This window comes from Micromonospora sp. CPCC 206060, from assembly GCF_036906895.1.
Classification (GTDB): Bacteria; Actinomycetota; Actinomycetes; order Mycobacteriales; family Micromonosporaceae; genus Micromonospora.
On sequence record NZ_JBAKHU010000048.1, the window covers coordinates 1 to 18,541 of the forward strand.

Sequence of the window (18,541 nt, forward strand, 5' to 3'; positions counted from 1 at the left end):
GACTGGTCGACCGGCTCGCTTGCCCGACCGGGAGTCAGCCCAGTTCCTCAACGCGCGGGCGAGCACCGCGCGTTCCTGCGCCCGGGGTGAGATCAAGGGCGAACCGGTACGCCTGGATCGTCTTCACACCGACCCGTCCGGGCCGGTGACGACATCGACCGCGCGGCGGGCGCGGTTCGCCGCCACCCGGCGGCCGTACAGGCGGACACACAGCGACGTCAGGATCTCGGTGACGTCGCGGACCAGGTCATCGTCGACCTCGGCGGGGTCAACGACCAGCAGCCGCCGACCCTGCGCCGCGAGGGCCGCCTCCACGCTCAGCCCCTCTCGAAGACCAGCGTTCCGCCGACCCAGGTCTGCACGACGGTCAGGGCGGCCAGATCCGTCGGCTCGGTTTCCAACGGGTCCGCCGTCAGGATGACGAAGTCGGCGAACTTGCCCACCTCGAGCGAGCCGACCCGGTCCTCCCAGCCGATCGAGAACGCCGCCCACTCGGTGTACATCCGCAGCGACTCCTCGATCGTGACCGCCTCCCGGGCCTCCAGCACGTCGCCGTCGTTGGTACGCCGGGTGACCGCGGCCTGCATCGCCGGAAACGGGTTGTGCTGGTCCTCGGTGATGCCGATCGCGTCGGAGTTGCCCGGAATCGGCAAGCCGTGGTCGATCAGCGTACGGAACGGCATCACGGTCCCGATCCGGTCGCTGCCCAGGTGCGCGACGTATCCGGCCACGGTGGTCAGGATGAAGGCCGGCTGCGGAACGGGGACGACTCCGGAGGCTGCCAGCCGTTTGATCCGTTCGTTGGTCATGAACATGTTCCCCGCGTGCTCGATGCGGTGCCGGGCGACGCCGTGCCGCTCGGCTGGCAGTGCCAACGCGCCGTCGAGAGCCTGGTCCAGGGCACGGTCGCCGATCGCGTGCATGGCGATCTGCAGTCCCGCAGCATCGGCGGTGGCGACCAGGGCGACGACCTCGTCGTCGGTGAACGCGAGCTCGCCGCGGTAGCCGGGCTGGCCGGGGTAGTCCTCGTGGAGGGCGGCCGCGCCTGCGGTGAGCCCGCCGTCGAGGAAGACCTTGAAACCGACCATCGCGAGATGGTCCGGGTCGAGGGCGTCGATACGGTCCTTGGTACGGCCGGTGCGCACGTCCTCTGCCGACACCACAGCCTCCAGCTTCGGGTACAGCGCGGCGCGCAGGACCAGGTCACCGTCGGCAGCGACTGAGGCGATCGCTTCCAGCCCGGCGTGGTGCAGAGGGATGTCGCCGACGGCGGTGACGCCGACGGCGAGGTACCGGTCCTGCACTCGTTTGATCGCCGCCGCGAGATCCGGGACCGACGGCTGCGGGCCGCCGAGAGGCTCGAACATGTCGTAGGTGCGGCCGGTGGCGACGCCGGTGGTCGGGTCGCGCTCGATCCGGCCGCCGGGCGCGTTCGGGGTGTCGTCGTCGACACCCAGCAGCTCCAGGCCCAGCGAGTTGAAGACGTTGAGGTGGTAGCTCGCCCGGTACATCACCGGGTGGGTGGTGCTGACCCGGTCCAGGTCGTGCCGATCGGGATAGCGCCCCTCGGCGAGCTTGAGATTCTGGTAGTGCTCCCCCTGACCGAGGATCCATTCGCCGGCGGTCGTGGAGCCAGCGCGCTCCGCGAGCACCGAGACCATCTCCTCGATGCTCGATACCCGGGACGAGCGGCAGTCGACGGCGAGCTCCCAGGAATAGGCGAGCAGCTCCAGGTGGGAGTGGCAGTCAACCAGTCCGGGGATCACCACCGCACCGGCCAGGTCGACGACCCGCGCCTCTCCGGCCCCCGCGAGAATCTCCTCCGTCGTCCCGATCGCCGCGATCCGGCCGTCCTTGGCGCGAAACGCCTCCGCGACGGTTCCGGCCCGGTCCATCGCGCGGACCCGGCCACCGACGAAGCACACTGTCTCTGTTGGCACTGCTCTACCTCTTTCTGGGCATGGTGGTGAAGCCGCCGTCGCGGGTGGGGCCGACGGTGGCGGGTCAGGAAGTGCTTCAGCGGACGGCCGGCATCTGCACGGTCTTGGTCTCCAGGTACTCCTCGACGCCGAGCCGCCCCCGTTCCCGTCCGAGACCACTGCCGCGCATGCCACCGAACGGCAGGGCTGGCTCGCTGACCAGCGGAGTGTTGACGCCGACCGAGCCTGCCTTGAGCTTCCGGGCGACCGCGGTCGCGGCGGTTTGGTCACCGCCGAACACGTACGCCGCAAGGCCGTACTCGGTCGCATTGGCCAACCGGACAGCTTCGTCGACGTCGGCGCAGCGGATGACGCTGAGCACCGGGCCGAAGAACTCCTCGCCGAGTACGGCGGGCTGGCTCTTTCCCTCGGCGGTCAGCAGCGTCGGCGCCAGGAACGCACTCGCCTCGTTCTCGGCAGTCCTGGCACCGCCCGCGACGACGGTCGCACCGCCTGCCACGGCCTCGGCCAACTGCGCCTCGATGCGTCCCACGGCCGCGTGGTCGATGAGCGGGCCCATCGTGGTCGCCGGGTCGCGCGGGTCACCGAGGACGATCTGGTCGACCGCCGCGGTGAGTTCGGCGACCAGGTCGCCGGCCTTCGACTCGACGACGTACACCCGGTTGGCGGCCATGCACGCCTGCCCGGAGTTGAGGAACCGGGCCCGAACCAGGTCACGTGCGGTCCGGACGACGTCCGCGTCGGGTAGCACCACTGCGGCTGCGTTGCCGCCCAGCTCGAGAAGGACCCGCTTGATCGACGACGCGGCCTTGCGCATGACGAGTTCGCCCACCTTGCGCGAACCGGTGAGGCTGATGCACGCCACCTCGGGGGCGTCCAGCAGGGCGTCGCTGACCCGCTGCGGATCGCCGGCGACGACGACGTTCAGGACACCGGACGGGAGACCCGCCTCCGCGAAGCAGCGTGCGATGGCCAGCGCGGTGAGCGGCGTCTGCGGGGCGGGTTTCAGCACGACCGTGCAGCCGGCCGCGAGCGCGGCGCCGACCTTGCACGCCACCATGAACGCCGGGAAGTTCCACGGCGTGATCGCCAGGACCACCCCGATCGGCTCGCGCAGCACGAGAGCGTCGCGTCCGGGCGCGACGTCGGACCATGCCTCGCCGGGGAGACGCAGCGTCTCGTGGCTGAACCACTCGAAGAAGCGGACCGTGTTGCGGGCCTCGCCGACCGCCTCGGCCAGCGGCTTGCCGGTCTCCGCGCTGATGAGCTCACCGATAGCCTCGACCCGCTCCCCGAGCAGGTCGGTCGCTCGGCTGAGGATCTCGAAGCGCTGCCAGCCGGTCGCCGACGACCACCCGTCGAGGGCGACTGCCGCCGCAGCGACCGCCGCAGCGGCCTGGTCGGCGTCGGCGTCGCCGACCGCGCAGATCGTGGCCCCGGTGGCCGGGTCGCGGACCTCGAACGTGTCCGGGGAGGTCACCCAGGTGCCGTCGATCCACGAGCCCGGACTGTTGCCCACGAGCCGTGCGACCAGGTCGGCTGGCCGGCTGCTCATTGCGTGCCCTCGGCGCAGCAGGCGGCGTACTCGGCCTCGTCGACCTCTCCGGTCCACTCGACGTCGCCGAAGTGGAGCACCAACTGCACCAGCTGGGCGGACGCGGTGGCGCCGTGCCAGTGCTCGATCCCGGGCTCGGTCCAGACGACGTCGCCCGGACGCATCACCACCACCTCACCGCCGCGCTCCTGGATCCAGCCCTCGCCGGAGACGGTGTAGAGCATCTGGCCGCCCGGGTGCCGGTGCCAGTGCGTGCGCGACCCGGGCGCGAAGAACATGTTGAGGGCGCGGGTCCCGCCGTCGGCCAGGACGATGTCCGACCAGACCTGTCCGGTCGTGGTCGCCGACCGCATGGCCGACACCCGGTCCGCAGGAATGCCTCGTCCGATGATCATCGTGCTCCTCTGGTTCGTGGGGTCGACTCAGTCGGTGGTACGGCGGATGTCGGTCAGCACGCGGTTGCTCGCGTTGTAGCCGGTGACGCCGCTCATGAAGTTGCCTGGCCAGTTGCCGACGCCGGTCAGGTAGAGCCCCTCGACCGGGGTCCGGTAGTCGGCGCAGCCAGGGATGGGGCGCGAGTCGAAGATGTGCCCGGGCACGATGTCGCCGTGGGCACCGTTGCCCTCGACGAGGGCGAATTCGCGCTCAAGGTCCAGCGGCGAGTAGACGTGTACGTCGGCCAGGATCCCGGACAGGTTCGGGATGTGCTCCTCCAACGTGCTGACCACGGCCTTGCCCAGGTCGTCGCGCTGCTCGTCCCAGGTGCCCTCGGCCAGGTGATAGGGAACTCCTCGGACGCTGATGCTCACGAAATGGCAGCCCGGTGGGGTCAGCGAGGGGTCGTGCGCCGAGTCGATCATCGCGGTGACGGTGGGTCGCTTGCTCCAACGCCCGAGCACCGCCTCGTTGTAGGCGTTCTGGAGCACGTCGATGCTGGCCGCGATCCGGAAGTTGGTGCCGAGGAAGAGACGGTTCTCCTCCTCGTCCCGCGCGGCGGCGAACCGTGGGGTGCCGTCGAGCGCGAGGTGGACCTTGGCGGAGGTGCCTTTCATGCTGACGGCCTTGGCGAGGTCGTACAGGTCCTCCCCGATGTCCTCGGGTCCGACCAGCTTGGTCAGGGTCAGCTTCGGGTTCGCGTTGGAGACGACCCGGGGGGCGCGGAACTCACGCCCGTCGCTGAGGACGACACCGACGACCCGCTGATCCTTGCAGAGAATGCGCTCGACCTGCGCGCCGGTGAGGATCGTGGCTCCCTGGGCGCGGGCGGACTCCGCCATCGCGCCGGTCACGGCGCCGATGCCGCCCAGCGGCGCGGCGTTGCGCATCATCAGCTCGTTGTCGTCGTGGCTGCCGACGCTGCGGAGCGACTCCTCCCACAGCGGCCGCTGAAGCAACAGGTAACCGCTGCCTGGCGTGCGCGGGCCGACGAAGTTGGTCGCGACCGCGGTGCCGGCGAAGAACGCCTGCAGTTGCGGCGACGAGAGCCGCTCCTCGAGAATGTCCGCGACCGGACCGAACATGATCGACTCGAAGTCGCGGCGCTGGCGCGGGGTGGTGAAGCGGGCGGCCACCTCGGCGAACGACGGCGGCGGGTCGTAGAAGGAAACCCTCATCTGCCGGGCCACCGAGGCGTACAACTCGATGACCGAGGCGAAGCCATCGAGGTCCGCTGCCCCGTGCGCGAACTGCTCCATGACCGCCCGGCGCTTGGCCCGGTTCGGCCAGGCCGGCAGAGCCCGGCCGTCCTCGAAGAGGGTCAGGGATCCGAGCGGCGGGTGCGCGAAGCGGAGCCCGTGCTTTTCCAGCTCGAGTTCCTGAACGATACGCGGATCGAGGCTGTGGCTCGCGTTGGCCACGCTGCTCCCACGGTAGCCCGGGAAGATCTCCTCGGTGACGCAGGTGCCACCGACGACATCGCGCCGCTCCAGGGCAAGCACCTTCAACCCTGCCCGAGCTAGATACCCGGTGGCCACCAGGCCGCTGTGTCCGGTCCCGACGACGATCACGTCGTACGCCTGCTCCATCCGCTTCCTCTCGTTCCGTCGCCGTGCCAGAGTCAGCCGAGCGGACTGATACGTCGAGCCGAGATGCGCCATCCCGCGCCGGTGCGGGTCACGGTGTCGCGATAGATCGCCGCGGTGACCTCCCCTCCCGCCCTCAGGGCGAGCGCCTTGCTGTCGCACTCAGCGGTGTCGTCGTCGACGCCATCCACCACCACATTCGTGATGTGGTGGCTGACCGCGGGCGCCGCGATCGCCTTGAACGCCGCGATCACGTCATCGAGCCCGTTGGCGGTGAGACGGCCCGGGTTGTCGAAGGAGATCTCGGGCGCGAAGACCTCTCCGAGCCGGTCGTACTCACGGGCATCAAGGAGGTAGGCGACCCGGTTGAGAACGTCCTCGATCGCTCGGGCATCGGCCGGGTCCACGGGTTGGTTGATCACTGGACTCCTTCAAGGTTCCGCACAGTGGAAGTCTGACTTCCGTACCATAGGATGCCCCCGAATCCGAACCCGGTCAAGCGCCGCTGCGGCATCCGCGAGAGCGGTCGGAAGAAGACCCAGAAGGAGACCTCGAATGACGATGCGCGAGCAGACCCGTGCCGACCGGACCTGGGTCGACGAGGCGATCCGCCGCGTCGAGGCCGATGCCAACCGCAGTTCCGACACCCACCTGCTGGCGTTCGACCTGCCCGGTCGGCACGGCATCGACCTCTACCTGAAGGACGAGTCCTCGCACCCGACCGGGAGCCTCAAGCACCGCCTTGCCCGCTCGCTCTTCCTGTACGCGCTGTGCAACGGCTGGATCGGCCCGACCACGACGGTGGTCGAGGCCTCCAGCGGCTCGACCGCGGTCTCCGAAGCCTACTTCGCCCGCCTGCTGGACCTGCCGTTCATCGCCGTCGTCCCGACCACGACCAGCCCGGCCAAGGTCAAGCTCATCGAGTGGCACGGCGGGCGCTGCCAGATGGTGGATCATCCGGACCAGGTGTACGACGAGGCGCGGCGCCTCGCCGCCGAGCTGGGCGGCCACTACCTCGACCAGTTCACCTACGCCGAGCGGGCCACCGACTGGCGCGGCAACAACAACATCGCCGAGTCGATCTTCGAGCAGATGTCCGGCGAGGCACACCCGGTGCCGGCCTGGATCGTCGCCAGCGCCGGGACCGGCGGAACGGCGGCGACCATCGGGCGCTACCTCCGCTACCGGCGGCACCCCACCCGGCTACTGGTGCCGGATCCCGAGAATTCGGTCTTCCTCGATGCCTGGCGCCTCGGCGATCGTGGACTGCAGTCAGCCAGAGGCTCCCGGATCGAGGGAATCGGCCGCCCACGGGTCGAGCCGTCCTTCCTGCCCGGGGTGATCGACGAGATGGTCCGCGTGCCGGACGCGGCGTCGGTCGCGGCGATGCTGTGGGCCTCACGCCGCCTGGGCCGCCAGGTCGGACCCTCGACCGGGACGAGCACGTGGGCGACCCTCCAGCTCATCGCCCAGCTAGAGCGCAACGGCGAGCCAGGTAGCGTGGTGAGCCTGATCTGCGACGGCGGCGAACGCTACGCCTCGACGTACTACGACGCGTCCTGGCGCGCGGACCAAGGCATCGACGTGGCGCCGCACCTCGCCGTACTAGACGAATACGAACGTTCGGGTTCACTTGCCGGCGTGATCGCAGGAAAGCCTGGCCACACCCCTTGACAGGCTGCCGCTCGGGCCACAGCATCTGCAATGGAAGTCAGACTTTCATTCTGCGGAAGTGCAACGAGGTGGCTCACTCACCCAACCGGCCGACTGAGAAGGAACCCTTATGCGAACAAATCTCGACGTGACCAGGGGCCGGCGTCGCGTCGGCGCCGCATTGGCTGCGGTCGTCGTGGCCCTGAGCAGCCTCACGGCCTGCTCGGGCGGCGGAGACGAGAAGGGGTCGATCACGTACGCCGGCTTCGGCGGCACCTACGAGGAGTCCGTCAAGGCGGCGCTCTTCGACCCGTACTCGAAGGACACCGACGTCAAGGTCCTCTACGACAGCAGCGGTTCCGACGTCGCCAAGCTGGTGAAGATGTCCGAGTCCGGCTCGATGACCATCGACCTGATCGACGCCGAGGACTCCTCGCTCGCCCAGTTCATGGCCGCCAACATCCTGCAGCCGATCGACACCAAGGGCCTCGACGGCTTCGCCGACCCGAGCGCGGTCACCGAATACTCGGTGCCGTGGTACACGTTCTCCCGCAACCTGTTCTGGAACAAGGACGAGGTACCCGGTGGCCTCGACTCCTGGGCCGACCTGTTCGACACAAAGCGCATCCCCGGCAAGCGCGGCATGGTGGCGCTGCCCTGGGGCATCCTCGAGGGTGCCCTGATCGCCGACGGCGTCCCGGTCGACCAGCTCTACCCGCTCGACCTGGGCCGCGCCTTCGCCAAACTCGACACCATCCGCGACGACACCGTCTTCTTCTCGTCCAACGGTGATCTGCAGAACGCCATCTCGCAGGGCGAGATCGCACTGGGCTACGGGAACCTCGCGCGGATCAAGAGCATCGCCAAGAGCGGCGCAGTGCCGCTGGACTACACCTGGGAGGGCGCCGTCCTCTCCGTTCAGCAGCTCGTCATCCCCAAGGGGGCGCCGGACCAGCCGGACGCCTTCGAGGCGATCAAGTACTCGCTGAAGCCCGAGGTCCAGAAGGCGATCATGGACAAGCTCGGTTACACGCCGTCGCTGAAGTCGGTGCTCGACGGCCTCGACGCCAAGACCCGCGCCGACCTTCCCGGTACCGAGGAGACCGCCAGCGACGAGACCTTCCGCATCGACGTGGACTGGTGGGCCAAGAACGGCGCGGATGTGCTCAAGCGCTGGCAGGACTGGCAGAACGCGTGACCACCACGCCGACGCTGCCAGACGCGGGCCTTGCCGGGCCGGCCTCCCGCACCACGGGGGGCCGGCGCGGCCGCCGGAACGGCTGGGACCTGAGCGGGGTTCCCGCAGCCCTGGTCGTGACCCTGGTCTTCGTGCTTCCGGTCGCGATGCTCTGCCTGCGCAGCGTGACGGAACCGACCTTCGGCTTGGAGAACTTCACCCGGCTCCTCGGGCACTCCGGCTACCGCGACAGCATCGTACGGACGATCCTGATCTCCGCGGCCTCGACCATCCTGGCGCTGGTCTTCGGTTACCCGATCGCATACCAGATGGTGCACGGCGGCAAGTGGCTGCGCACCTTCCTGACCGTGGCGATCATGGCGCCGTACCTGACCTCGATCCTGCTGCGGTCGTTCTCCTGGCTGGTGATCCTCGGGCGCCAGGGCCCGGTCAACAAGCTGCTCGAGCAGTTCGGGCTGGAGCCGATCGCGATGGTCTTCACGCCGATCGCGGTCGTCGTCAGCCTCTCCCACTACCTGCTGCCGCTGATGATCCTGCCACTGGCCGCCACGATGCGCTCGCTCGGCGACTCGCGGATGCGCGCCGCGACCAGCCTGGGCGCCGGGCCGGCCCAGGCGTTCGTCCGGGTCTATCTGCCACTGACCAAGCCCGGCATCCAAGCGGGATCGGTCCTGTGCTTCGTCTACGGCATCGGCGCGTTCGTGATCCCCGCGCTCCTCGGCGGCTCCAAGGGCAGCATGCTCGGCTCGCTGATCCACAGTGCGATCAAGCAGAGCGGCGACTACGGCCTCGCCTCGGCCGCTGCTCTCGTGCTCGGCGTCCTGGTCCTGGTCATCGTCCTCGCCTTCCAGCGGCTGACCGGGATGTCGACGACCGAACTCGCCGGGCGATCCGGCACTGCGGCCATCCGCTCCGCCCGCGCCAGGCGTAGAGGCGGACGCGCCCTCAGGCTCGCGGGACGCGTGGCCGGCGGACTCGACCGCCTCGGCGTCACCCGCAGGCGCAGCCTGCCGACGGTCCTGGCCGCCGCCCTCGGCGCCCTCGTGCTGGCGCCGCAGTTCATCGTCATCCCGATCTCGTTCGCCTCCACCAAGGCGCTGGTCTTCCCGCCGGTCGGCTACTCGACCCAGTGGTACTCGGAGTTCTTCACCGCGAGTTGGCTCGATCCGCTCACGGTCAGCGTCCGGATCGCGCTCTTCGTGACCGTCATCGCCGGAGTACTCGGGACGCTTGCCGCGATGGGCGTCGTCAGGGGAACGGTCCGCAGGTGGGGAACGCTGACCTCGACTCTGATGATGCTGCCGCTGCTGTTCCCGACGGTGGTCGCCGCTGCCGCCTTCTACGTGGAGTTCGAGCGGATCGGGCTCGTCGACACCGAACTGGGGATCGTCCTGGCCCACGTGACGCTGGCTCTGCCGTTCGTGTTCAGCGTGGTCAGCGCCGGGCTCCGCTCGCTCAACCCGGTCTACGAACGAGCCGCTTCCAGCCTGGGTGCGAGCCGGTCTGTCCAGCTGCGCCGGATCGTGCTGCCGCTGATCGCCCCGTCCATCGTGACCGCCGGCCTCTTCGCGTTCCTGACCTCGTTCGACGAGTCGGCGGTCGCGATCTTCCTCTCCGGCGTTCACGTCAAGACACTCCCCAAGCGGATCTTCGAGGCGCTCTCGCTGGAGACCAACCCGACCGTGGCGGTGATCTCCGTCTTCGTCATGGCATGCGCCGCTGTCATCTGGCTCGGCTATGCGCTGTTCCGCCGCCTCACCCGGATCTCGAGGAGCAAACCATGACCGCCAACCATGGCGCGATCCACTTCGACAACGTCCGCAAGGAGTACGGCGACCACCTCGCCGTCGACGACCTCACCCTCACGATCGAGCCTGGTGAGTTCTTCACCGTGCTCGGCCCGTCAGGATCGGGAAAGACCACGACCCTGATGATGCTTGCTGGTTTCACCGACCCGACCTCGGGGACCATCCGCGTCGACGGCATCGACATCGCGAACGTGCCCAGCGACAAGCGCAACATCGGTGTCGTCTTCCAGGACTACGCGCTCTTCCCCCACATGTCGGTCCGCGACAACCTCGCGTTCCCGCTGGAGATGCGCAAGGAGCCGCGCGAGGTCATCGCCGCCCGGGTAGACCGGGTGCTCGAGCTCGTCGACATGGCCGCCGCGGCCGACCGGCTGCCCGACCAGCTCTCTGGCGGCCAGAAACAGCGGATCGCGGTGGCGCGGGCAGTCGTATTCGACCCTGCGTTTCTGCTCATGGACGAGCCGCTGGGCGCCCTCGACCGAAAGTTGCGACAGCGTCTACAGGTCGAACTCCGGCAGCTCCAGCAGGCGCTGAAGGTGACGATGGTCTACGTCACCCACGACCAGGAGGAGGCGATGTCGATGTCTGATCGCGTCGCCTTGATGAACCACGGCCGGATCGAGCAGATGGGGACGCCACGGGAGCTCTACGAGCACCCCCGGTCGGCCTTTGTCGCGGATTTCCTCGGCACCAACAACATGCTCACGGTTCGTCCCGAGGCTCCGGGGCGGCTGAGCGTCGAGAACGGCGGGCTGCTGACGATCGACGACGGCAGGGACGTACCCGCCGACGCATCTGTGGTCGCGGTGCGTCCGGAACGGATCGCGCTGACGGACATCGCGGCTGCCCCACCTCCGGAATTCAGCCACTGCACCGGGAAGATCACACACCGTCTGTACCTCGGCTCGCACACGATGTACACCGTCCACTCCGAAACGTTCGGACCGGTGCGGGTACAAATGCAGCACGATGACGGCGAGCACCCCTACCGCACCGGCGAGACGGTAGGCATGATCTGGCGGGCACGCGATGTGAACGCCTTCGGCTCGACGGCCGAACGATGAAGGAGGACCAGGTGACCGAGCTGGACGACGAGCCCACCGAGCAGCGTGGCGTCAGGTCGGTGATCCGTGCGCTCAACCTGCTCTCCGCGGCCGCTCGCGGGAGCCGGACACTCACCGAGCTCGCCGGCGAAGCCGGTGTCAGCCTGAGTACCGCATCGCGGCTCCTGGCAACCCTGAAGATGGCTGACTTCCTGGAACAGGACAAGGACGGTCAGTTCGTCCCCGGACCCGAGCTGACCGCGCTCCTGTACTCCAGCGACCAGTGGTCGGGTATCCGCAAGCTCGCAGGAGTAGCCGTCTCCAGCCTGCGAGACGAGCTCGACGAAACCGTGGCGTTCTTCGTCCGTTCCGGGAACGACCGCGTCTGCATCGAGTCGGCGGAGTCCGGCAGGCTCGTGCGGAGGGTCTGCCACCCCGGTGAACGCGGGCCGGTGTACCTGGGCGCCGCAGGTAAGGCCCTTATCGCCTTCAGCAACTCCGAGCACAGCTACCTCGGTCTGCCGCCGGGCACCGACGAGTTCAAGACAGAGTCCGGGGCCGTACGCACCTTGGCCGATCTGCGGGCCGAATGCGCCGTCATCCGAGAGCGTGGCATGGCCTACAGCGGCCGCGAGTCGACCGAGGAATCGTGGGCGGTCGCGGCGCCTGTCCTCCGGGGCGACCTCCTTCTCGGCGTCCTGGCCGTGGTCGTCCCGATGACCCGGTCGGACGAGCAATACGTCGCAAAGATCCAGACGGCTTTGCAGCGAGCGGCGGCGGCCAACAGCTACAGATCTTGAACGGCCAGGTTCGTCCTATGTGGAGATGATCCTGGTGGGACCGCTGTGGTGTCGGGTAGATCGAACGTGTCAAGGATCTGCGTTTGCGGAAGTGCTCGCGGCGTAGCGAACGGCACCGCCCTGACGGAGGTGCCCTCTGACCTACCGCCGCAGCAACGGTGGTGGGCGTAGCCTCGATCCATGGATCTGCGGCTGGTGGTCGGGCCATCACGGCTACGCGACTGCGCACCTATGCTGAAGCAGTCCGGCGAGGCGTTCCTATTCTCGGACGAGGCAGCGGAGTATTACGAGAGTCTCGTGGCCGGCGCGCAGGTAGTGGCGGCGAGCTTCCCGTTCGCGGCATGGGCGGAGCCGGATGATGCCCCGTTGCACCTCGGCCGGGTGGACGGGCAGATCATTTCCGGTCTGCGGTGGTCGGCCGCTCAGCTGGCGGTCTCCGGGGAGGTGTCGGGAGAAGCCCCGCCTGGGGCCGGGGACTGGTTGTTCTCCGACCCAGTGGTCGCTGCCACCTGGGACCGCGGCCCCGAGTACGTCGCCAACGGCGGTCGTGGCGGCGCCGCGCCGGCGATCACCGGCACCGAACGACTCGGAGCTTTCGACCATTTCCTGCACCATGCCGGTGAACCAGTGATCTACTCGCCGGCCGATTTTGCCCCGGTAGTCAGAGACAACAGTGCTCCCGGTGCCGTTGTGCTCTCAGCGCCCCGCCTGATCGCTGAGGTGCGCTACCTCGCCGCGGTTCTGAACATCGATCCGGCCGCGGACGGCGACGACTGCGGTCGCGGGATCCACGCGCTCCTGGCCGCTGCCGAGGCGGCTACCACCGCTGGCGCCGCGCTGGTGTCGGAATACGCGTGATCCAGTGGTCGCGAGTTGGTGAATGTGGCCCAACGACCGCACGACGCCAACCGCCTCGCGACGGACATGATTCGCCAAGCCCTCGGACCGGCGTGGCGCGACATCTGGGAAGCGCTGAAAACACTCGGGAACTTTCCGATGCCGACCACGTCCCAAATCCGGTTCCACGCCGGCACCATCCATCGAGCCGGGACCAGGTGCCGTCAGCGGCCCAGCGGCGGAACCGCCGGAGTCCGCCCTTCCATGGCCCGTACCGCTCGGCCGGCCCCGCCAGAGAAGCGGGTACGCGGGGCACAGTGGACCGGACATCGGCGGCCAAAGCGGCAGGGCGGCTAGATATCTTGAAGGGCCGGGCTCGTCCGATGTGGAGGTGACTCTGGTGTGACGTGTGTGGCTCGGGGTAGATCGACGGTATGAGGTATCCCGATGGTGGTGGATTGTCCGCGCGGGTGCGGTGAAGCGGGAGGCGTGCGGCGGAACCGGGCGACGCCACCTCGTGCCGCAGGTGGTGTTCGCGTCCCAGGACCTGCCGCCGGACGCTTCCCCACCCCTGCCCCCGCGCTCCTCGGTGGTGCTCACCCACCCATTCTCGCCTTGTTCGGCGGATCCGGACCCATTTCCGTGGACCTGCGGGACGGTGCTCACCTGGCAGTCTCTGGCTGCGGGGTCTGCTCCACCGATCGGCCGGGTGGGCTCCCCGGTCTGTGTCAGCGCGGCGACCGAGGCGAAGGAATGTCGTCGGCCCTGCCCCCGGCCGATGTCACCCGACCCGGGTGATGCGCACCCACCCTGGTCGGGGCGATGCTGCCACTCGGTCCTGGATTCGACGTCTCGGATGCCGGCCGGCTTCCGCCGGCGCCAGGCGATCCTAGTCGGGGTGGGTGAGAGGGGAGAGCCGATGGCGGATCCCATCGCGGAGTTTTTCGCCGGGGTCGTACACCACAGGTACGACCGACTCAAGCAGGTCGCGGGCACGATCCGCTTCGACCTCGAACGAGATCAGCACACCACCAGCTGGCTCATGACGATCGAGAGGGGAGACGTCAGCGTGTCCCGGAAAAGTCGCCGCGCTGACTGCACCGTCCGGCTCGACGAGGCGTTGTTCGCGCGCATCGTGCGCGGCGAGGCGAACGTCTACGCGGCCTGGCTGCGTAACGAGATAAAGCTCGTGGGCCGGCTGTACATGCTCGACCTCTTCCAGCGGGTCCTTCCCGGGCCACCTGGAGCCCGGGATCCCCGACCGGTCGCGCGGCGCGGAGAGCTGCGGCGATGAGCGAGGAGACGGTCAGGATCCTGAACGGCAACACGTTCGTGGTCAGCGACAGGTGCGGCGACATCGCCGCGTCTCCGGAGTTTCCGACCGGTCTGTTCTCGTTCGACACCCGATTCCTGTCGAAGTGGGAGTTGAGCGTCAACGGCGAGCGCCTCCAGGCGCTGTCAGTCGACGATCTGCAGTATTTCGAGACACGTTTCTTCCTGGTCCCGGGCAAACCGACCCACTACGTCGACGCCAAGGTGTCGGTCATCCGCCAGCGCTCGATCGGCGGTAGCTTCGACGAGCAACTGACGGTACTCAACCACAGCCGTGAGCCGGTGGACCTCATCATCCGGTTGGAGATCGAGAGCGACTTCGCCGACCTGTTCGAGATCAAGGACTTGAGGAACAAGAAGGGCAGCGTGTACGTCCGGCTCGAGCACGGGCGCCTGCGGCTGGGCTACGAACGGGAGGCCTTCCGACGGGAGACGGTGGTTTCGTCGACCGCGCCCGCCAATTTCGACGAACGCGGGGTGACCTTCGATGTCCGCATCCAACCGCACGACAAGTGGGTGACCCGGCTGCACGTGGCGACGCTGGGAACGTGCGGACGCGAGATCCGCCCCAGCATGCACGGCCAGTCCGCGACCACAAAACGGCAGATGCGCCGGGAGTTGGAGAGTTGGCTGGCGCGGGCGCCCGACCTCACCTGCCAGCACGAGTCGCTGCAACAGTCGTACCGGCGCAGCCTGGTCGACCTCGCCGCGCTCAAGCTCTCGCCGCTCATCCTCGGTGCGAGCAACGTACCCGCAGCCGGCCTGCCGTGGTTCATGACCATCTTCGGCCGCGACAGCATCCTCACCAGCCTGCAGACGCTGCCGTTCACGCCGGAACTCGCCGCCACCACGCTGACGCTGATGGCGAGTATGCAGGGCAACAAGCTGGATGACTTCCGGGACGAGGAACCAGGCAAGATCATGCACGAGTGGCGGTACGGGGAGTCGGCGGCGTTCGAGGAGCAGCCACACACCTCGTACTTCGGCACCGCCGACGCCACGCCGCTGTTCGTGATCCTGCTGGACGAGTACGAGCGCTGGAGCGGCGACAGCCACCTGGTCGGGCTGTTGGAGCCGGAGGCCCGTGCCGCACTCGACTGGATCGACGAGTACGGCGACCTGCTCGGCGACGGCTACATCCGGTACCAGACCCGGAACGAGCGGACCGGCCTGGAGAACCAGTGCTGGAAGGACTCCTGGGACTCGATCTCCTACCACGACGGGCGCCTGCCGGATTTTCCCCGCGCGACCTGCGAACTCCAGGGGTACGCGTACGACGCGAAGGTCCGGGGCGCCCGGTTGGCCCGTGACTTCTGGGGCGACCCGGAATACGCGGACCGGCTGGAGCGGGAGGCCGCCGATCTTCGGGCGCGGTTCAACCGCGACTTCTGGGTCGAGAACAGGGAGTTCTACGCCCTGGCCCTGGATCCCGACGGCAGGCCGGTCGACTCGCTGTCGTCGAACATGGGGCACCTCCTCTGGAGCGGAATCGTCGATCCGTCCAGGGCGGAGGCGGTCGCGCGGCATCTGCTCGGGCGCCGGCTGTTCTCCGGCTGGGGGGTACGGACGCTGGCCGTGGATGAGGAGCGCTACAACCCCATCGGCTACCACGTGGGCACCGTCTGGCCGTTCGACAACTCGTTCGTCGCCTGGGGGCTGTGGCGCTACGGCTTCCGGGCCGAGGCGGGACGCATCGCCTCGGGCATGATCGACGCCGCGGAGTTCTTCCACGGCCGGCTGCCTGAGGTATTCGCCGGCTACGACCGGGAACTGACCCGGTATCCCGTCGAGTACCCGACCGCCTGCAGCCCACAGGCCTGGTCGACCGGAACTACACTCCTGCTACTGCGCGTCATCCTCGGCCTGGAGCCGGACGGGGACCGGCTGCTGGTCGACCCGGCAGTGCCCACCGGCATCGGCCGGATCGAGCTGCGTAACATCCCCGGACGGTGGGGCCACGCGAGCGCAACATCGGGCTAGCGCCGGCCACCACCGCGATGATCCACATCGGCGAGGCGCTCCGACTTCTGCCAGACAGGCAGTAGGGCGACGACCGTGATCACGCATCCGACCATGATGTACACCGCGATCACCCAGGGACTACCCGCCTTCGAGTACAACGCCGCCGCGATGAACGGTGCCGGTCCCGCCAGCACCGACCCGGCCAGGTGGTACGAGAGCGCGGCGCCGGTGTACCGCAAGCGGGCGTCGAACAGTTCGGCGATGAAACTCGACAACGGGGCGTAGGTGACCGCGCTGCTGACCGCCACCATCAGCACGAGCGCCACGCCGACCAGGAACGGATTCCCGGTGTCGAAGAGCCAGAAGAACGGAAAGGCGACGACGGCCGTGAAGATCGCGCCGCCGACGATGAGGCGCTTTCGGCCCACCCGATCCGAGATCGCCGCCCCGAGCAGGTTCAGTGGCACGGCCACGAGTGCGGCGACGACGATTGCGGACAGCACCGCGTTCTGGGAGATGCCCACCGTCTCGGGGCCGTACGACAAGATGAACACCGTCGCGACGTAGAACGATATGTTCGCCGCGCCCAGGCTCGCGCTCCCGATGATCAGACTCCTCTTCTGCGTACGGAGAAGCTGGATCAGCGGTACGGCGAAGCGCCGTCTCGACTCCCTGACGTCCCGAGAGGCCGGGGACTCCAGCACATGCCGCCTGGCGTAGAGCCCGACGAAGAACAACACGACGCTGGCGAGAAACGGGATCCGCCATCCCCAGCTCAGGAATTGCTCCTCCGGAAGCAGACCGACAAGATAGAACGCCCCGTTGGACAGGGCCAGGGCCAGGTAAGCACCAGCCTGCGGCCAGGCGCCGTAGAAGCCCCGCTTCGACGGCGGCGCGTGTTCGACCACCATCAACACCGCGCCGCCCCATTCCCCACCCACAGCCACACCCTGCATCAACCGGGTCACCACCAGTAACACCGGCGCCCAGAGGCCGATGGCCTCATACGTGGGGAGCAGCCCGGTACCCAACGTGCCGACACACATGATCAGCAGCGTCAGAATGAATATCGGTTTTCGCCCGATCCGGTCTCCGAAATGCCCGAACAGCACTGCGCCGAACGGCCTGGCGACGAACGCGACCCCGAAGGTCGCGAAGGAGGCCAACGCACCGGCGGTCGGACTGAGGGCAGGGAAGAACAACTTATCGAACACCGTGGCGGCGGCCACCCCGAAGAGGATGAAGTCGTACCACTCGATCGTGGTACCGATGAAGCTGGTCAGGGCGACACGCGCCAGATGGGAATCCCCCTGCCCTTGCTCAGCCACCGATCGACCCCTTTCGGGTCGCCAGCGACCCGGATCCACCCGCCCAGGCGCGAACACCGATCACAATCTATTAGCGGCCCGTTTCGGGTTAATGATCTATTGGTGATTAATGGTCGCACACCGGCCGACCACAGCGGCGCGTTTGACGAGCTACGTCCGATGTCAGCAGCCCATCCACCCACTGCTGGAGCACCCTCCTCGATTCCACGGGTCCGGCCTCGCGCTCACCGAGGGCGTCAGCACGTTCATCCTCGGCAGTGACCGCCCCGACGACCTGCGCCGCTTCGCCGCCGAGGTGGCGCCGGCCGGGCGCGAGCTGGTGGTCGCCGAGCGGAAGGCGGACGTGGCCGCCCGCCTAGGCCTGTCCTGACCAGACCTGACCTGACCGGAGATCGGGCGGGCCGCGCGTCCGCTCACGTCGAGCGTGGTCGGGCCGGCCGGCAGCTGGTCGGTGGCGACGCCCGCGCAGATCGCGCCGCCCTGGGCCCGGGCGGCCGCCGCCGAGCGCCGCACCAGCTCGCGCGTGGCCGGGTAGTCCAGGCCCATGCCCCGCAGCTCCGTCACCTCGACGCGCCGGCCCTCCCGCGCCGACCGCAGGCCCAACTCGGCCAGCTGCACACCCCGCGCGCCGGCCCACAGATCCCAGGTGTACGGGGGGTCCTCGGCGACGCACCGCAGGAACATCTCCCACTGCGCCTTGAAGCCGTTGTCGAACACCTCGTTGTCCGGCACCTCCTGCCACTGCGCGCGGAAGTCGTCGGTGGACGGCAGGTCCGGGTTCCAGACCGGCTTCGGGGTAACGGCCGGTGCTGGACGCGGCAGCGACGCAGGCCGGCGACCGCGCTGCCCTCGGTGCCGTCGACCTGGAACTCGACCAGCTCGTCCCGGTTCACCCGGACGGCCCAGGAGGATGATCTGGGCGACGACGCCACCGTCCAGCTCGAAGATCGCGTACGCGGCGTCGTCGGCAGTCGCGTCGTAGGGCTGACCGTCCTCGGCCCACCGGCGCGGGATGTGGGTGGTGACCTGGGCGGTTCCGGCCGACCAGGACGAGTTCCGGCCAG

General features: G+C 68.5%; 14 protein-coding genes and 3 pseudogenes. 8 read left to right on the plus strand and 9 right to left on the minus strand.

Translation table 11 applies throughout. From position 1 onward, the window contains the following. Positions 1 to 123 precede the first annotated feature (123 nt). From V6U90_RS24225 to V6U90_RS24250, 6 genes and pseudogenes are all read right to left on the minus strand, one after another. Positions 124 to 315 (minus strand): annotated as a pseudogene (locus V6U90_RS24225) (hypothetical protein); the annotation flags it as partial. 2 nt (positions 316 to 317) lie between these two features. Continuing rightward, positions 318 to 1,940, minus strand: coding sequence for an amidohydrolase (locus V6U90_RS24230; RefSeq protein ID WP_334440978.1), 1,623 nt, complete (start codon positions 1,938 to 1,940; stop codon positions 318 to 320). A gap of 76 nt (positions 1,941 to 2,016) precedes the next feature. Continuing rightward, on the minus strand, positions 2,017 to 3,495 hold the full coding sequence (locus tag V6U90_RS24235) for an aldehyde dehydrogenase family protein (RefSeq protein ID WP_334440981.1): 1,479 nt from the start codon (positions 3,493 to 3,495) through the stop codon (positions 2,017 to 2,019). Next, on the minus strand, positions 3,492 to 3,890 hold the full coding sequence (locus V6U90_RS24240) for a cupin domain-containing protein (protein ID WP_334440984.1): 399 nt from the start codon (positions 3,888 to 3,890) through the stop codon (positions 3,492 to 3,494). Before V6U90_RS24240 ends, V6U90_RS24235 begins: the two co-directional genes overlap by 4 nt. A gap of 27 nt (positions 3,891 to 3,917) precedes the next feature. Then, complete coding sequence (locus V6U90_RS24245) at positions 3,918 to 5,519, minus strand: phytoene desaturase family protein (protein WP_334440987.1); 1,602 nt, start codon at positions 5,517 to 5,519, stop codon at positions 3,918 to 3,920. 32 nt (positions 5,520 to 5,551) lie between these two features. Then, entirely contained in the window at positions 5,552 to 5,938 is a 387-nt protein-coding gene (locus V6U90_RS24250) for a nuclear transport factor 2 family protein (RefSeq protein WP_334440990.1), read from the minus strand. Positions 5,939 to 6,071: 133 nt separating this feature from the next. On the opposite strand from V6U90_RS24250, the gene V6U90_RS24255 reads away from it, so the two are divergent. From V6U90_RS24255 to V6U90_RS24290, 8 genes are all read left to right on the plus strand, one after another. Further along, entirely contained in the window at positions 6,072 to 7,190 is a 1,119-nt protein-coding gene (locus V6U90_RS24255; RefSeq protein WP_334440993.1) for a PLP-dependent cysteine synthase family protein, read from the plus strand. Between the two features lie 109 nt (positions 7,191 to 7,299). After that, a complete protein-coding gene (locus V6U90_RS24260; protein WP_334440995.1) occupies positions 7,300 to 8,367 on the plus strand; it encodes an ABC transporter substrate-binding protein in 1,068 nt (355 codons plus the stop codon). Continuing rightward, complete coding sequence (locus V6U90_RS24265; protein WP_334440998.1) at positions 8,364 to 10,151, plus strand: ABC transporter permease subunit; 1,788 nt, start codon at positions 8,364 to 8,366, stop codon at positions 10,149 to 10,151. The genes V6U90_RS24260 and V6U90_RS24265 overlap by 4 nt, the downstream gene beginning before the upstream one ends. Then, positions 10,148 to 11,239: an ABC transporter ATP-binding protein gene (locus V6U90_RS24270; protein ID WP_334441000.1), complete on the plus strand. Its 1,092-nt coding sequence runs from the start codon at positions 10,148 to 10,150 to the stop codon at positions 11,237 to 11,239. Before V6U90_RS24265 ends, V6U90_RS24270 begins: the two co-directional genes overlap by 4 nt. A gap of 11 nt (positions 11,240 to 11,250) precedes the next feature. Continuing rightward, positions 11,251 to 12,018 (plus strand): IclR family transcriptional regulator, encoded by a 768-nt coding sequence (locus tag V6U90_RS24275; protein WP_334441002.1) that lies wholly within the window; start codon positions 11,251 to 11,253, stop codon positions 12,016 to 12,018. A 180-nt stretch (positions 12,019 to 12,198) separates the two neighbouring features. Continuing rightward, complete coding sequence (locus V6U90_RS24280) at positions 12,199 to 12,876, plus strand: hypothetical protein (protein ID WP_334441004.1); 678 nt, start codon at positions 12,199 to 12,201, stop codon at positions 12,874 to 12,876. An 898-nt stretch (positions 12,877 to 13,774) separates the two neighbouring features. Continuing rightward, complete coding sequence (locus tag V6U90_RS24285; protein ID WP_334441007.1) at positions 13,775 to 14,149, plus strand: SCP2 sterol-binding domain-containing protein; 375 nt, start codon at positions 13,775 to 13,777, stop codon at positions 14,147 to 14,149. Continuing rightward, positions 14,146 to 16,167: an amylo-alpha-1,6-glucosidase gene (locus V6U90_RS24290; protein ID WP_334441010.1), complete on the plus strand. Its 2,022-nt coding sequence runs from the start codon at positions 14,146 to 14,148 to the stop codon at positions 16,165 to 16,167. Before V6U90_RS24285 ends, V6U90_RS24290 begins: the two co-directional genes overlap by 4 nt. Here the strand turns inward: V6U90_RS24290 and V6U90_RS24295 are convergent. The 3 genes and pseudogenes from V6U90_RS24295 to V6U90_RS33985 form a co-directional block, all read right to left on the minus strand. Continuing rightward, entirely contained in the window at positions 16,164 to 17,477 is a 1,314-nt protein-coding gene (locus V6U90_RS24295; RefSeq protein ID WP_334441014.1) for an MFS transporter, read from the minus strand. The two genes, V6U90_RS24290 and V6U90_RS24295, sit on opposite strands and share 4 nt — an antisense overlap. 417 nt (positions 17,478 to 17,894) lie before the next feature. Then, a pseudogene (locus V6U90_RS24300) lies at positions 17,895 to 18,038 on the minus strand (DUF993 family protein); the annotation flags it as partial. Further along, positions 18,030 to 18,509 (minus strand): annotated as a pseudogene (locus tag V6U90_RS33985) (Gfo/Idh/MocA family oxidoreductase); the annotation flags it as partial. The pseudogenes V6U90_RS24300 and V6U90_RS33985, both read right to left, overlap by 9 nt. Between the last annotated feature and the right edge of the window lie 32 nt (positions 18,510 to 18,541).

Bases quoted from the DNA above. Each gene is read 5' to 3' on its own strand.
- V6U90_RS24235 (WP_334440981.1), bottom strand. From the start codon at position 3,495: ATGAGCAGCCGGCCAGCCGACCTGGTCGCACGGCTCGTGGGCAACAGT.
- V6U90_RS24240 (WP_334440984.1), bottom strand. From the start codon at position 3,890: ATGATCATCGGACGAGGCATTCCTGCGGACCGGGTGTCGGCCATGCGG.
- V6U90_RS24245 (WP_334440987.1), bottom strand. From the start codon at position 5,519: ATGGAGCAGGCGTACGACGTGATCGTCGTCGGGACCGGACACAGCGGC.
- V6U90_RS24255 (WP_334440993.1), top strand. From the start codon at position 6,072: ATGACGATGCGCGAGCAGACCCGTGCCGACCGGACCTGGGTCGACGAG.
- V6U90_RS24260 (WP_334440995.1), top strand. From the start codon at position 7,300: ATGCGAACAAATCTCGACGTGACCAGGGGCCGGCGTCGCGTCGGCGCC.
- V6U90_RS24270 (WP_334441000.1), top strand. From the start codon at position 10,148: ATGACCGCCAACCATGGCGCGATCCACTTCGACAACGTCCGCAAGGAG.
- V6U90_RS24280 (WP_334441004.1), top strand. From the start codon at position 12,199: ATGGATCTGCGGCTGGTGGTCGGGCCATCACGGCTACGCGACTGCGCA.
- V6U90_RS24285 (WP_334441007.1), top strand. From the start codon at position 13,775: ATGGCGGATCCCATCGCGGAGTTTTTCGCCGGGGTCGTACACCACAGG.
- V6U90_RS24290 (WP_334441010.1), top strand. From the start codon at position 14,146: ATGAGCGAGGAGACGGTCAGGATCCTGAACGGCAACACGTTCGTGGTC.